Below are 14,759 nucleotides of genomic sequence, written 5' to 3'. Positions count from 1 at the left end.
TTGGTGAAGGGGGCCGTCCGCGGTGCTGTCGCTGTCGTTTGCGCGGATGCTGACGCTCAGGCCCGGACCGTCCGCCGCCGAGGCTGTGTGAGAGCCCGTGAGGCCGATGATGGTCGCGGTGAGAGCGGTCGCTGCAGTGCGCAGGTACATCGCGCGTACCTCGCCTTCCTGAGAGGGGGGATCAGCCGGCCTTGGGCGGCACGAGCATGTGCTCGCGGCCGAGGGTGGTGGAGGTGTCGGTGTAGAGGGTGGTCTCACCGTCCGACCAGCGCACGAGCAGGTCGTTGGGCTCGCCCTGCGTGTAGGCGCCCGCGGTCATGACAGAGGCGTGGGTCCACAACTGGTTAGAGGACGCCATCCGGACTTCCGTTCCCACACCGGAGGGGCCCGAGTCGCGGTAGAGCGAGAGCTCGCCGTCCGACCAGCGCACGATCACGTCCCAGTTGGAGCCGCCGGTGAAGTTGCCGGCGGTGAGGATCGTGGCGTGCTTCCAGGTGTCGTTGGGGTCCTTGAGTTTGTGCTCGTGGAGCAGGCCCCGGCCGTCGACGTCGGTGTAGAGGGAGAGTTCCCCGTCCACCCAGCGGACCATGAGGTCGTCGGTCCACTTGTTGTCGCTGTAGCGTCCGGCCGTGATCTGGATGGCGTTGCGCCAGGTGTCGTTGGGCTTCTGGAGCTGCGTCTCCTTGGCGAATCCGCCACTGCCGTCGCCGGTGTAGAGGGTGACTTCGCCGTCCACCCAGACCACGACGAGGTCGGAGGAGTCGTTGCCGGTGAAGTCGCCTCCGGCGATGACCTTGGCGTCCTTCCAGGTGTCGGACTTCGTGATCCTCTTCTCGCCGGAGAAGCCGCCCTTGCCGTCACCGGCGTAGAGGGTCACCTCGCCGTCCACCCAGACCACGATCATGTCGGTCTTGCCGTCGCCGTTGTAGTCACCGGAGGCCATCTTCTTGGCGTTGGTCCACAGGCCGCCGCCGGTGGGGTACATGCTGTAGCCACGCGGGTGGTTCTGCGGTTCGGTGTTGTTCTTCGCGGCGGCGTAGATCTCCAGGGCACGCGCGTCGTAGGTGACGGCGAAGGAGATGCGGTCGCTGTCGTTCTCCAGGCCGCCGCCGTAGTAGCCGCCGAGATTGCCGATCACGGTTCCGCTGCCGGTCGTTGAGTTCAGGCCGGTGATCCAGGGGCTTCCGGAGGTGCCTCCGTAGAAGCCACCGCACTCCATGCGCATCTGCCGGTAGCCGGGGAGCCGGCGGGTGGTGACGTCGGAGCAGATGATCGGCCGGTTCTTCGGGTTGTGGCTTCCCGGGTAGCCGACCACCGTCACGGTCTGGTTGTAGTCGCCGTTCACCTGGCCGAGCTTGAGAGCGGCGCCGACCGCCTTCTGCAGGCTGTGGTTGCCGCTGTTGGGGCCCACCCGGGCGAAGGCGTAGTCCAGGTCGGAGTAGGCATCACGGGTGGGATGTTCGCCCACCTTGTACCAGCGGGAGTCACGGATCCACTGCTGTACCGGGAACCGACCGTAGGGGGCGGGGTTCGTCGCGGCGCCGTCGTAGCGGGGTACGAACATGCCCTTGCTGCCGCCCGAGCAGTGTGCGGCGGTCAGGATGACGTTGCCCTGCGGGCTGTCGATGACACTGGCCGAGCAGAAACGCCCTTCCAGTTTGTCGGTGGCGGGGTCCCTTGTGTAGTGGAAGAAGGTGCCGACGGTGGGGACGCCTCCGAAGTAGTGGCCGTCCTTGGCGGCTGCCGCGGCCGACCGGCGTGCTGAGGGCTGCCAGCCGGCGGGAGCCTCGGGGCGGGGAGAGTCCGGTGTGGCCGCGGCCATGCGCTCGGGGGTCCAGAACTTCTCGGCCGCTTCGCTCGTCCACTGGTCGTCTTCGACCGCATCGTCGTCGGCGGAGGGTGCGGGCGCGGAGGGTGCGGGCGTAGAGGGTGCGGGTGCAGAGGGTGCGGACGGTGTGGGTGCAGAGGGTGTGGGTGTTGCCGACGCGGAGGGTGCGGGGGGATCGGACGGCATGGAGGACGGAGGGCTGGTGGAAGGGGCAGTCGGGGGTGGGGTGTCCGCGATGGCGGGCGTGGCGGTTGCCAGGATCAGCGCACCGGCTGACATCAGTAGCTTATGTATGCGATTTATGCGCATTTTTCCTCAACATGTAGGGAGCTCTCGGCATGCTGGTAGTCCTTCAGGGGCGGCCCGCCCAGTCGGCTCGGCACACGCCGGACTCGACGCAGGCAAGCCCGACTGCGGGCACGGTGGTGGCTGGGTCCGCGGCAGCGGCAGCCGTTACTTCAGGGACAGCTTGATTCCCTGTTCATGCGATCCGTTTTGATCGGAGCGCGGCGCCGACGGCAATCGCGCCCGCCACAGCGGGCACACACTGGTACCTGGTCATGGGTCCCCCGTTCCACGAGCCGTGGCTGGTCAGGCGAGTTGGTCGGACTCCCCCGTGATCCAGCCCGGCATGCGCATCCTCTGCAGATCACTGCCGAACTTGATCCAAACCTACCTCTTCCACGCGTGTCCACCCCGGCCCAGGACGAGGCCATACGCTCAGGCGACATCCCACAGGTTGGCGGGGTGTCAGCCCCTCGCGCCGTGGGTCATTTCGCCGGCATGGTGCGCGAGTCGACCGCGATCCCCCGGACGTCGGGCATCGGCTCGGCGGAGGCGGGGACGTCCTTGAGCGGTGCGTAAACAGCAAATCGGGAGGGGCCGATCGGGCGGCAGCCACACGGGGGGTTCCGCGCGAAGCGCCCGTGATGGTCGGACAATCCGGCGTGCCGACGAGAACATCTCGGACATTTCCGCATTAACCTCTCGTCACCTTATGACGTGGCGGATCGCGTACGCGTCCGCTTCAACGCTCGGAGAAGACATGCGCAAGCCTCGCAAGACCGCTGTCGTAGCCGCCCTCCTCGGTGCCGTCTGCTTCCTCGGCACCGGCGCCGCCCACGCCGACGGGCACGGACACAAGCACGAGCACAAGCACGGACAGGGACACAAGCACGGACACAAGCGCGGACACGCGCACAAGGCCGACAGCAAAGAGGGCAAGACGCTCGTCGTCAGCCAGAGCACCTCCTGCAGTACGACCGAAGAGAACATCGACATTCAGGGCCAGTACGGATTCCAGAACGGCCGGGAGGCCAACCGGTCCAACGGCGAGGGCTCGCCCGGCACGCAGATCACCGACATCGGCTCCACCCAGGGCTGCAACAACACCGTCGTCCTCGGCAGGTAACTTCATACGGGTCCCGGCGCCGGGCCGGGACCCCGGGGACTACTTCAGCTCGTCTTCGGTGAAGTAGCCGTCCCTGACCAGAACGTCGTAGTTGGCCTTGTCGATGCTCACCGGCTGCAGCAGGACGGCGGGCACGTCCTTGGTGCCGTTGTTGTAATCGGTGCTGCTGTCCAGATACGGCGTCCTGCCGTTGAGTATGTCGTCGACCATTTCGGCGGCGGCCCGGGCGAGCAGACGGACGTCCTTGTAGACGGTCTGCGACTGCTGACCCGCGATGATGGACCTGATCGAGGCCAGTTCCGCGTCCTGACCGGTGATGACCGGGAGGGGCTTGCCGGCCGAGCCGTATCCGTCCGACTTCAGCGCGGACAGGATGCCCCTGGAGATGCCGTCGTACGGCGACAGGACGGCGTCGAGCCGCTTGCCGCGGTACCACTGACCGAGGATGCCGCTCATGCGCTTCTGCGCGGTGGGCCCGTCCCAGCGCAGGGTGGTGATCTTGTCGAGCGCGGTCTGGCCGGACGGGACGACCAACTGCTTGCCGGCCAGGAACGGCTCCAGCAGCGCCATCGAACCGTCGAAGAAGTACTTGGTGTTGTTGTCGTCGGGCGAGCCGGCGAACAGTTCGATGGTGAACGGGCCCTTGCCGTCCTCCAGGCCGAGCTTTTCGATGATGTGGTGGGCCTCGAGTCTGCCGACCATCTCGTTGTCGAACGAGACGTAGTAGTCGACGTTCTTGGTGCCGAGGATGAGCCGGTCGTAGGCGATCACCGGAATGTCCGCGTCGGCGGCCGTCTGCAGCACGCCGTCGAGCGACTTGGCGTCGATGGACGCGATGATCAGCGCGTCCACGCCCTGCTTGATCAGGTTCTGGATCTGCGAGATCTGGACCTTCGGGTTGTCGTCGCCGTAGACCAGCTTGCTCTTGTACTTCCTGTCCTTCAGGCTCTGGACGAGGCTCTTCCCGTCGGTGAGCCACCGCTCGGAGGTCCGGGTCGGCATGGCGAGGCCGACGGTGCGGTCGCCGGGGCTGTCCTCGGAGTCGCCCTCGCCGTTCTGGCCGCAGGCGGTCGAGGTGAGGGCGAGGGAGGCCGCTCCCGCCAGGGCGGCGAGCACGGTTCTTCGGTTGTGCACGGTGATCGTTCCTTGGTCTTCTCGTCGTTGAGGGGCGGCGCATCAGGCGCCGCCGGCGCTTCCTGGACGGACCGCACCCCGGACAGAGCGATACGCCGGGTCGGATCAGCCCGGCGCCCCTCGTGGAGCCGCACATAACAGGGCGTTCCGGCCAGGTACGTGCTGGTTCCGGGGGCGCACGGGCAATCGCCTTTCAATGTTCGAAATCTCGACACATGTTCGGAAGTTGGCGCGACGCTAAAGGGGGAGATGCGAGGTGTCAACGGTGCGAACCGGAACGGTTACAGAAAGCTGCGGGAGATCCCCCGGGCACCCGGGCGCACACTGGAAGCAGAAGGTCATGGCTTCGCGAACCGGACGTGGAGGTGGGCCATGAGCACCCTCGAAGAACACGTGGATGTCGGAGTTCCGATCGACCGGGCCTGGGACAGCCTTCACCAAGTGGAGGACTATCCGCGCTTCCTGGCCGGGGTGCGCGAGGCCCGTGCGCAGGAGAGCGGCCGGACGCGGCTGGGCGTCGAGACCGGGGGGCGGACCCGGGAGTTCGAGGCCCGGGTCTCCGATCGGGCGGGGGAGCGCGTGCTGGAGTGGCGTACCACGGGCGAGCCCGAGCTCGCGGGATCCTTCTCGCTGCTGCCGATCGACGATGACCACACCCGGGTCCAGGCGCGGCTGGAGTACGACCCCGGCACGGTCAGGGAGACCTTCGGCGGGCCGAAGGGGTTCGCCCAGGCGAACGCGATCGAGCGGCTCGTCCGCAGCGATCTCGAGCAGTTCAAGGAGTACGTGGAGCAGGGCACGCGCTGACGGGCACGAAGTCGGCCCCCGCCCCCCTGATCGTCCCGTCAGGGCTTGCGGCCCACCCCGCAGTACGCGTCGACCGCCGCCGTCGCCGGGTCCGTCGGGCCATGGACGTCGGGGCGCCACTCGGGGACCTGGACGATGCCCGGGTCCACCAGGTCGAGGCCGTCGAAGAACGCGGCGATCTCGCCGATGCTGCGCACGTGGTACGGCACGGCGCCGCTCGCGTTGTACGCCTCCGACGCCGCGATCATGCCCTCGCTGGTGGCCGTGCTGTCGCTGATCACCAGGTGGCTGCCCGGGGGGAGGCCGGCCAGGAGGCGGCGCACCAGGTCGCGGGCCTGGTCGTGGTCGGCGACGTGGCCGAGGGTGTTGAGGATCATCAGGGCGACCGGGCGGGAGAGGTCCAGCGTGCCGGCGGCGGCGTCCAGGATGCCCTCGGGGTCGTACAGGTCGGCGTCCAGGAACGTCGTCATGCCCTCGGGGGTGCTGGTGAGCAGGGCGCTCGCGTGGGCCAGCACGACGGGGTCGTTGTCGACGTACACGATCCGGGCGTCCGACGCCACGCGCTGGGCCACCTGGTGGGTGTTGTCGGCGGTGGGCAGGCCGGTGCCGACGTCCAGGAACTGCCGTAAGCCCGCCTCACCGGCCAGATGGCGTACGGCGCGGCCCAGGAACTGGCGGCTGGTGACGGCCACGTCGACGAGGCCGGGGAAGATCTCCTTGATCTCGTCCCCGATCTTCCGATCGGCCTCGTAGTGGTCCTTGCCGCCGACGAAGTAGTTCCAGAAGCGCGCCGAATGCGGCTTGGAGGTGTCGGGGTCGGGCACGGTGGCCTCCTGGGGGTGGGCGCGAAGCGTCGCCGGTGGTCAAATCCGCAACCAACCTAGGTGAACTTTCCCTGGCCTCAAGGGAGTTGGTGCCGATAAATCTCACGCGCCGTGATGTTTTGCCATTCCTGCGCGGAGGCGCCGGACGAGGCGTCACAGTCTCCCCGAGCTCACCGTGGCCACGAGCCCGCCCTCCCCCGCGCACCGACGGCTCGCCGCCGCCAACGTCAGCGTCACCGCGATCGACGCCGCCGCCATCACCGTCATCGCCGCCGCCGGAGAGGTCAGTTGGGCCGCGGATCCCGCCAGCGCCGCGCTCACCCCTTGCATCGTGAGCATCCCGGAGCCGTGCAGCCCCAGGGCGTGACCGCTGAGTTCGCCCGGGGTCAGGGCCATCAGCCGTTCCTGCTGGACGAGGCTCGCGCCGAAGCCGGCCGAGGCCACGGCCGCGGCGACGGCCGCCACCGGCACCGCCGGGTGCAGCGCGAAGAACAGATACGGGACGGCCAGCAGGAGCAGCAGCGGTACGCCGAGCCTCGGGCGCAGCGCGGGCGGCACCAGGCGGCCCACCGTCACATCGCCGACGAACATCCCGAGCGCCGCGCAGGCGAACAGCGTGCCCGCCGCGTCCGGGGCGTAGGAGACGTAGAGGGATTCGCAGCCGACGATCAGGCCGTTGGGAATCCACAGGGCGAGGAAGACGAGACGGCGGGGGCGCGAGGACCACAGCAGGGCGTTGGTGTGCCAGGTCGCCGCGACCGACGGGCGGCCCTGGGCGCGGGGCGGACGGGCGGTCAGGCCGAGGCGGAGCGCCGCTGCCGCCACCCCGTACAGCGCCGCCGCCAACAGCAGCGACAGGCGCGGCGACAGCACCGCCACCAGGACGCCGCCGGTCGCGTATCCGGTGATCTGGGTGATCCCGGCCATCATGTTGAAGACCGAACGCCCCAGCAGGAAGCCGTCCTTGGTGAGGATCTCGTTCACCAGGCCCCAGCGGACTCCCCCGCCGAGCGACGCGACGAGCCCCTGTCCGAGGACGACGAGGAAGACCGCCCACAGGGGCAGCGCGGGAAGCGCGAGGACGGCCGTGGTGGCGGCGGAGGCGAGGGAGATCCCGGTCAGCGCGGACCGCGGGGGCAGCCGGTCGGCGCCGGACAGCAGGAAGGCCGCCCCCAGCACCTGCGCCAGCGACGGGCCGAACATGCTCACCGCCGACAGCAGCGGCGAGTCGGTGGCCCGGAACACCAGGGTGCCGAGGGCGAGACCGCTGATCGTCTGGGCCAGGACGCCGGCCGAGGAGGCGAGGAAGAGCGGGGTGAACTCCGGGGCGTGGAAGAGCTGTCGGTAGCTGCGCATGCGCGGAGTCTGCGGCGGCCGGGAAACCGGTCGTTATTGTTTCGCCGGGGCGCGAAAGGTCGCAGGGTGGAGGGGGCACGGGGCATGGGCTGGTGGCAGATCAACGCCGACACCCTCGCCGGAAGCCGGTTCCTGCTCTCCCCGCTCGCCGAGACCTTCGCCGCGCTGAAGCTGCTGCATGCCGGTGCCGCCTCGCATCCCGGTGAACAGGCCTGGTTGCGACGGCACTTGGCCGGCTACCGGGCCCGGCTGGCCGCCGACCCGGTCACCGCGCGGCTGGTCCGGGCCGGGCTGGGGAAGGACTGGATCGCCGACTTCCTCACCCCGACCCCGAGGGACGGGGAGACCTTCGAGGAGGGCCTCGCGCGCGTGCGCACGGCGGACCCCGACGCGGCCCGCGCCCACCTCACCGTCTCCCTCGCCGGGCCCCTCCCCGCCGTACTGGACCGGGACGACCTGCCCGAACGCGCCGCCGCGCTCCTCGACCACGTCTGGACCGAGACCGTACGCCCGGACTGGGACCGGCGCCGGCGCGTGCTGGAGGCCGATGTGGTCGCGCAGACCGCGCAGGTGAGCCGGGGCGGCTGGGCGGCCGTTCTGGACTCCCTGCGGCCGGGCCGCACGCGCTGGCTCGGCGACAACCGGCTCCAGGTGAACCCGCACGAATACCCGCCCCGCGAGATCTCCGGCGCCGAGCTGGTCTTCGTGCCGGTCACGCCGAAGGGCGGCTGGGTGTCCTGGGAGGAGCCCGACCGGTACGCCGTCGTCTACCCGTGCGCGGGCGCGCTCACCGACCCCGGGGCGCGGGCCGTTCCCGCGAGCCTCGGCGCGTTGCTGGGGGCCGCGCGTGCCGCGGTGCTCGTCCTCCTCGGCTCCCCGCTCAGCACCACCCAGCTGGTCGCCGTGACCGGGCAGGGGCTGGGCTCGGTCGGCCGGCATCTGCGGGTGCTGCTGGACGCGGGCCTGGTGGAGCGGCGGCGGGCGGGGCGGTCGGTGCTCTATGCGCGTACGGCGGCCGGGGAGGTGCTCGTGAAGGCGGCGGGGCCGGGCCTCGGGTCCGGTACCTACCGGAGCTAGCATCCGCTTATGACTGCTGACACCAACGCATCCCCCCTCGACGTCGAGATCGGCGCCCTCCAGGGCGGCTCCGCCGACCTCTCCCAGTACGCCGGCAAGGCCGTACTGGTCGTGAACGTGGCCTCCAAGTGCGGCCTCACCCCGCAGTACACGGGCCTGGAGAAGCTCCAGGAGCAGTACGCGGAGCGTGGCTTCACCGTGCTCGGCGTGCCCTGCAACCAGTTCCTCGGGCAGGAGCCCGGCAGCGCCGAGGAGATCGCCGAGTTCTGCTCGGCGACGTACGGCGTGACCTTCCCGATGACCGAGAAGGTCGAGGTGAACGGGGAAGGCCGGCACGCGCTGTACGAGCGGCTCGTCGGCTTCGCCGACGCCGAGGGGCACAGCGGCGACATCCGCTGGAACTTCGAGAAGTTCCTGATCGGCCGGGACGGCAAGGTCGTCGCCCGCTTCTCGCCGCAGACCGAGCCGGAGGCCGCCGAGGTCGTGGCGGCGGTCGAGGGCGCGCTCGCCTGACCGGCGTTGACCTTGCCCCAGGGGCAGGGCCGACCGTTCCTCGCACCGGGCGGACGAGCCGCCCGGTGACGGAGGATGAGGCCGTGGACGACGACCTGCTGACCATCGGGGCGTTCGCCGCGCGGGCCCGGCTGTCGGCCAAGGCCCTGCGGCTGTACGACCGCCTGGGGCTGCTCGCCCCCGCGCACGTCGACGCGCTCAACGGCTATCGCTACTACCGCGCCGACCAGATCGAACGCGCCCGCCTCGTGGCACTCCTGCGCCAGCTGGACATGCCGCTCGCGCAGATCGCCGGGATCGTCGAGGCACCGGACGGGGCCGTGGCCGCCGACCGGCTCGCCGCGTACTGGGCGGACGTCGAGGCGCGGGTGGCGGGGCAGCGGACGCTCGCCGAGTACCTCCGTGGACGACTGTCGGGGAGGAGCTCCGAGATGTACGGAAAGTTCGTGGTCGAGACGGTGGACGTGCCCGAGCAGGTGCTGATCACCGAGACCCGGCATGTGCTGGCCGGCGAGCTGCCGGCCTGGATCGGCGCGTCGCTGGGACGCCTGGAGGAGGCGGCGAAGGAATGCGGCGGCATCACGGCACCGCCGTTCGTCGTGTACCACTCCGACGTGTCGTTGGAGAGCGACGGGCCCGCCGAGGCCTGCGTGCCGGTGGCCGACGAGGCGGCGGCCCGGGTGTGGCTGGAGAAGCAGGGCCGTACGCGCGAGACGAAGGTACGCGTCGAGCCGGCCCAGCGGCTGGCCTGCACCCGGATCACCAAGGCCCAGGTGGCCCATCCGCAGATCATGGCCGCCTTCGAGGCGGTCGAGGCGTGGATCCCGCAGCTCGGACTGGCGCAGGCGGGCCCGTGCCGGGAGATCTACTTCGCGGACTGGGACGCTGCGGGGGCCGAGGATCCGGTGTGCGACGTGGCCTTCCCGGTGAAGTGACCGGGAAGTGACCGGGAAGAGACCGGCGAAGACCTTGAGGCGCTGCGCCGGGGCTCAGCCCTGGCGCATCTCCTCCGGGCAGGGCGTCCCGCGCGGCACCCCGTAGGGCGCCGCCAGGCGGTAGGTCCCGGCCTTCGGGGCCAGCAGCATCGTCCACTGGTCGCCGAAGGAGTCCTCCTCCGTCTCCATCAGACAGCCGTTGACGTTGTCGTACGACTTCGGCTCGTCGTCGGGGCGGTTCTTGGACGCCTCCGTCTCCTGCGGTGGGTCCAGCTTCTTGCCCTCGGCGTCGACGATGCTCAGCCAGGGCGAGTAGGGGATCCGGATGAGGACGCGGCCGGGCTTGCTCACCCGCATCGTCATCTCACCCTGCTCGGCCCGCTCGACGACCGCGTTCGGCTCAGCGAGCGGCGCCGGGTGGGTCACCTCGAACAGCTGCCAGTTGGCGTCGCCCCACACCTGCCTGAGGTACGGCATGCCGCGCTGCACCAGCTTCCGCTCACGCTCCGCCGCCGACGGGTCCGGCTCGTCCTTGGGCAGCACCACGAAGTGCACGGCCCAGCGCTTGAGCCACTCGTAGTAGTTCGCCGAGTTGAGCGTGCCGTCGTAGAAGAGCTTGTTGCGCTCCATGTCGGCCTGGCGCGTCCAGCCGCGGGCCAGGTTGAAGTACGGCGCGAGCGCGGAGGCCTCGCGGTGGGAGCGGGCCGGGACCACCTCGACGCGGCCCTTCTCGGCACCGACCTCCTGGAGCTCGTTGACCAGCGGCGCCAGGTCGCGGGTCCAGGACGCCTCCGGGGCGGCGTGGATGATGTCGTCGACCGTCTTGTAGCCGATCCAGCCGGCGAAGGTGAGCAGGGCCAGCACGCCCGTGTACCACTTGCGCGAACGCGGCACCGTGAAGGGCAGCGCGGCCACCAGGATCACCCCGCCGAAGAGCATCGCCAGGCGGGTGATGTTGGAGCCGATCTGCGAGCTGATCACCCACACGAGGACGACGGCCAGGCCGTAGACCGCGGACACCAGCCGGACCGTCTTCCACTCCTCGGGGACGATCACGAAGGTCGCGACCGCGAGCAGCAGCGGCAGGATCACCGAGCCGATCACCATCGGCTGGGTGCCCGAGAAGGGGAACAACCACGCCGACACGGCCACGACCGCGGCCGGAGCCAGGCCCAGCGCCCACGCGCCCGGCCGCCGCTTCTGCAGGAACAGCGCCACCGCCACGAAGCCGACGAACAGACCGGCCACCGGCGACGCCATGGTGGCGAGCGCGGCCAGCGGAGCGGCGCACAGCGCCTTCGCCCACCGCTTGTAGCGCCAGCGGTACGGCCAGCAGAACACGACGGCGGCCGCGCCCAGCGCGAACATCATGCCCAGGCCGAAGGTGACCCGTCCGGAGATCGCGTTGCAGATCAGCCCGAAGACCCCGGCGAGCGCTGCCCACAGCGGGTTCTTCACGGACCGGCTGCGCAGGAGGACCAGCATGAGCAGACCGGCCGAGATCGTCCCCGCGATCATCATCGTCGTACGGACGCCGAGGACCGACATCAGATACGGCGACACCACGCTGTACGACACCGGGTGCATGCCGCCGTACCAGGCCAGGTTGTACGCCGAGTCCGGGTGCCGGCCGACGAACTCGGCCCAGGCGTCCTGGGCCGCGAGGTCGCCGCCGCTGCTTGCGAACGTGAAGAACCAGACGACGTGGAGGAGTCCGGCCAGGCCCGTGATCGACAGCACGGGGTGCCGCAGCAGACGCTCACGCAGGGCGAGGGCGGCGGCGGTCAGACGCGACGGCGGTCTGTCCTCCGGCCCGCTCTGACGGTCTGCCCGGCGTGGCGCGGGTACGCGTATTCGCGGACCGGCTCCCCGTCCGGGATCGGCGTCGTCGGCGCGTGTCGGCTCCGCAGTGGCCACTTGTGAGGCACTCCCCGTGCTGTCCCGTCTTCTGTTCTGGCCGCGTCCCGTGTCCCGCGTGTTGTCGGCCCAGACACCGAAGGTTCTCCGGTCGTGCCTTGCGAGCGACGACCTGCCCGTTTCGTGACGCTAGCACGCACCCCGCCGGGCGGCGCCCCCGGCGGGATGCGTGCTGGGTGTGGTTCGGCTGCCGGTGGGTCAGAGGAGCCTGGTCAGCTTCTGGGTGAAGCCGGGTTCCGTGAGGTCCGTCTCCAGGGCCACCGGAACCTTGACCGCGCCGCTCGTGCCGTCTCCGACGGTGAGCGTGCCCACCTTGGTGCCGGCCTTCGCGGTGTGCGGGACGTCGTCGGCGTCGAAGGACAGCTTCACCCTGAAGCCGGGCCAGCCGACGGCGGTGACGTCCTCGGTGAGCACGACGGGGGTGTGGCCGCCGAGGCCGTCGTCGACGTATCCGACGACGTCGCCCTTCTTGAGGATCTTCGCCGAGGTCAGCTCGTCCTGGGCGGCCAGCATCGCGGTCTTGCTGACGTCGTTCACCGTCTGGATGATCGGCGACTTGTGCTGGCCGAGGACGGCGCCGACGAGCGTCACGGTCTCGCCGCCGACCTCCTTGCGGGCGGCGAAGAGGAGGTTGCCGCCGGCCGCGGTGGTGGTGCCCGTCTTGATGCCGATGGCACCGTTGTAGGGGACCAAATAGTTGTAGTTGTACCACTTCTTCCCGGACGGATCGATCCACTGGCCCATGGACGTGATCTCCATCAGCGCCGGGATCTTGACGAGCTCGTTGCCCAGCTTCACCTGGTCCTCGGCGGTGGAGACGGTGCTCTCCTTCAGGCCGGAGGCGTCGGTGTACGTCGTGTTCTTCATGCCGAGTTCCTCGGCGGTGGCGTTCATCTTCTCGATGAACGCCTTCTCGGTTCCGGCGTCCCAGCGGGCCAGCAGGCGGGCGATGTTGTTCGCGGACGGGATCATGATGGCCGCGATCGCGTCGTGGAGGGTGATCTCGTCGCCCTCCTTGACGGTGTCGAGGGTGGACTCGCCGTCCTTGTTGTAGCCGCCCTCCTTCTCCGCCAGGGCGTCGATCTTGATCTTCTCGCCGTCCTTGCCCGGCTGCAGCGGGTGGTCCTTGAGGACGAGGTACGCGGTCATGGCCTTGGCCACGGAGCCGATGGCGACCGGGGTCTGCTCGCCGAAGTTCCCCATCGTGCCGATGCCGGTGACGTCCATCCAGCCCTGGCCCTCGCCGGGCCAGGGGAGGGACGCCTTGCTGCCGTCGAACGCGTACGACTCCTCTGCGGTGAGGGCGAGGGTGGGGGCGGGCAGGGGGCGTACGGCCTGCGCGATCGCAAAGATGATCGCGAGGAGCAGGACCAGGGGGGTCCAGATCTTGATCCGCCGGACGAGCGTGCGGACGGGGGTGTCCGGGGGCGGAGGGGTGTTCGTCAGCTCGGCGAGCAGGTCGAGCGGGGGCTTCGGGGGCAGGGGCTGCTGGGTGGTGCGCTCGGGGCCGACCTGGGGGATGGCGGCGGTGACGTCCGGCGCCGGGGCGGGGGCGGGGGCCTTCGGGCTGTCTTGCTTGATGTCCGGCTTGAGTGCGACGAACTTGCTGGTGCGCTCGGAGGGGGCCTCGGGCTTGGGGGCCTTCAGCATGGTGGTGGGCTGGTCGACGTGGGGCTTGGGGCGTACGGCCTTGAAGACGGCGGTCGGCTGATCGACGGCCTTGGCTTCGCCTTCGGCCTTGGTGTTCCCACCCGCACCACCCGTGCGGCTCTCGTCGCCGGGTACGGGTGGCCCCTGCGGGGCGTCCTCGCCGTCGGCGGCCGCGGGTGCGTCGTCGGGTGCGGGGTCCGACTCGGTGGCGGGTTCCGTTGCGGGTTCGGTGGCGGCGGGGGTGTCGTCAGCGGCGGGGGCGGCTTCACCCGCGTCGGCGGCTTCCGCAGCGGCTGCCTCGGGGGACGCGCCAGAGCCCTCACCGGCGGCCTCGCCGGACGCCTCCGTGTCGGGCCCGGCCTCGGCCTTCGGCGCCGCGTCCGCGCCCTTGCCCTCCTCGGTGCCGGAGTCGGTCTCGGCGTCCTCGTCCGCCGTGCCCGAGGAAGCCACCCAGGCGGCCACAGCCGCCCTCAACCGATCATCACCGGGCGCCTCGGCGTCGTCGTCGCTCTTGCCCGACGCCTCCGAGTCGGCCCCGTCCGCGGCACCCTCCGCGCTCTCGGCCTGCGCGGCCTCGGCGTCCCCGGCACTGCCGGCCTCCGCTTCGGCGTGGCCGGGCTTCGCGTCCTCGACGCGCACAGCTTCGCCGTCCCCGGCATCGCCGGCCTCGGCCGCCAGGCGTCCAGGCAGGGCCTCCGAGTCCACAGCCCCTGCGTCCGACCTCCGGGTGCCCTCGGCACCGTCAGCCTCAGCCTCCGCACCGGGGGCCTCGGAATCCGCGGTCGGCGCAGCCGCGTCCTCGGGCGTCGCGTCTCCGTTCTCGGCGCCCTCGTCGCCCGTGTCCGCGTCGTCGGCCTTCCCGTTCTCGGAACCCCGGCCGACGGCGTCCGCGCCCCCGGCCTTCCCGCTCCCGGCACCCTGGCCCACCGCCTCCGCGCCGTCGGCTCCCGCCTCCGCCGCGGCCTTCGCCAGTTCCGCGCGGACGGCCTCCAGGTCGTGGCGGGACAGGACGCGCGTCGCCGTGTCCACGTCGCTCTGGGGCGCCGTGGGGCGTCCCTGGAGGGAGACGCTCCGGCCCTGGGGCGCGGCGCTCTCGCGGGCCATGGCCAGCCGAGGGTCACGGGCGGGGACGGCGGATTCGGGCCTGGACGCCGGAACCGGACCCGCGCTCCCCGACGTCGGTTCTGCCGACGACTCGCGCTGCTTCGACTTGTCGGGGGACTCGCCCGCCACCGATGCCTCCTCCATGTGCCCCGCACGCCCTGCGTGCGTCTGCCGAACCGTGAGCCGTCGCCCGGACACCGCGC

The 14,759-nt window shown here is 70.6% G+C and carries 11 protein-coding genes; 5 read left to right on the top strand and 6 right to left on the bottom strand.

What is annotated here, in order from left to right; translation table 11 throughout:
* Positions 1-181 precede the first annotated feature (181 nt).
* Positions 182-1,822, bottom strand: a complete 1,641-nt coding sequence (locus tag ACIBU0_RS18815; protein ID WP_398819270.1) for an FG-GAP-like repeat-containing protein — start codon at positions 1,820-1,822, stop codon at positions 182-184.
* A gap of 1,051 nt (positions 1,823-2,873) precedes the next feature.
* Between ACIBU0_RS18815 and ACIBU0_RS18810 the strand changes: the two genes are divergently transcribed.
* Complete coding sequence (locus ACIBU0_RS18810) at positions 2,874-3,239, top strand: hypothetical protein (RefSeq protein WP_398819267.1); 366 nt, start codon at positions 2,874-2,876, stop codon at positions 3,237-3,239.
* A 39-nt stretch (positions 3,240-3,278) separates the two neighbouring features.
* On the opposite strand, the gene ACIBU0_RS18805 is transcribed toward ACIBU0_RS18810, so the two are convergent.
* Positions 3,279-4,373 (bottom strand): substrate-binding domain-containing protein, encoded by a 1,095-nt coding sequence (locus ACIBU0_RS18805; protein ID WP_398819264.1) that lies wholly within the window; start codon positions 4,371-4,373, stop codon positions 3,279-3,281.
* Between the two features lie 372 nt (positions 4,374-4,745).
* On the opposite strand from ACIBU0_RS18805, the gene ACIBU0_RS18800 reads away from it, so the two are divergent.
* Positions 4,746-5,180, top strand: a complete 435-nt coding sequence (locus ACIBU0_RS18800; RefSeq protein WP_398819261.1) for an SRPBCC family protein — start codon at positions 4,746-4,748, stop codon at positions 5,178-5,180.
* Between the two features lie 38 nt (positions 5,181-5,218).
* Here ACIBU0_RS18800 and ACIBU0_RS18795 read toward each other — a convergent pair whose 3' ends face one another.
* Together ACIBU0_RS18795 and ACIBU0_RS18790 are read right to left on the bottom strand one after the other, a co-directional pair.
* A complete protein-coding gene (locus ACIBU0_RS18795; RefSeq protein ID WP_398819258.1) occupies positions 5,219-6,004 on the bottom strand; it encodes an SAM-dependent methyltransferase in 786 nt (261 codons plus the stop codon).
* A gap of 153 nt (positions 6,005-6,157) precedes the next feature.
* Positions 6,158-7,360 (bottom strand): MFS transporter, encoded by a 1,203-nt coding sequence (locus ACIBU0_RS18790; RefSeq protein ID WP_398819255.1) that lies wholly within the window; start codon positions 7,358-7,360, stop codon positions 6,158-6,160.
* Positions 7,361-7,444: 84 nt separating this feature from the next.
* Here ACIBU0_RS18790 and ACIBU0_RS18785 point away from each other — a divergent pair, with 84 nt between their 5' ends.
* The 3 genes from ACIBU0_RS18785 to ACIBU0_RS18775 all read left to right on the top strand — a co-directional run bounded on the left by ACIBU0_RS18785 (position 7,445) and on the right by ACIBU0_RS18775 (position 9,885).
* The gene (locus tag ACIBU0_RS18785) at positions 7,445-8,437 is read left to right on the top strand and encodes an ArsR family transcriptional regulator (RefSeq protein WP_398819651.1); all 993 of its coding nucleotides are present in this window, start codon (positions 7,445-7,447) and stop codon (positions 8,435-8,437) included.
* A gap of 9 nt (positions 8,438-8,446) precedes the next feature.
* Positions 8,447-8,950, top strand: a complete 504-nt coding sequence (locus tag ACIBU0_RS18780) for a glutathione peroxidase (protein ID WP_398819252.1) — start codon at positions 8,447-8,449, stop codon at positions 8,948-8,950.
* A 65-nt stretch (positions 8,951-9,015) separates the two neighbouring features.
* Positions 9,016-9,885, top strand: coding sequence for a MerR family transcriptional regulator (locus ACIBU0_RS18775; RefSeq protein WP_398819250.1), 870 nt, complete (start codon positions 9,016-9,018; stop codon positions 9,883-9,885).
* A gap of 54 nt (positions 9,886-9,939) precedes the next feature.
* On the opposite strand, the gene ACIBU0_RS18770 is transcribed toward ACIBU0_RS18775, so the two are convergent.
* Together ACIBU0_RS18770 and ACIBU0_RS18765 are read right to left on the bottom strand one after the other, a co-directional pair.
* Positions 9,940-11,802, bottom strand: a complete 1,863-nt coding sequence (locus ACIBU0_RS18770) for an MFS transporter (protein WP_398819247.1) — start codon at positions 11,800-11,802, stop codon at positions 9,940-9,942.
* 198 nt (positions 11,803-12,000) lie between these two features.
* A complete protein-coding gene (locus tag ACIBU0_RS18765; RefSeq protein ID WP_398819244.1) occupies positions 12,001-14,685 on the bottom strand; it encodes a D-alanyl-D-alanine carboxypeptidase in 2,685 nt (894 codons plus the stop codon).
* Between the last annotated feature and the right edge of the window lie 74 nt (positions 14,686-14,759).

It is taken from the genome of Streptomyces sp. NPDC049627, from assembly GCF_044465645.1.
GTDB lineage: Bacteria > Actinomycetota > Actinomycetes > Streptomycetales > Streptomycetaceae > Streptomyces.
This window is presented reverse-complemented; position numbering and strand designations above follow the sequence as displayed.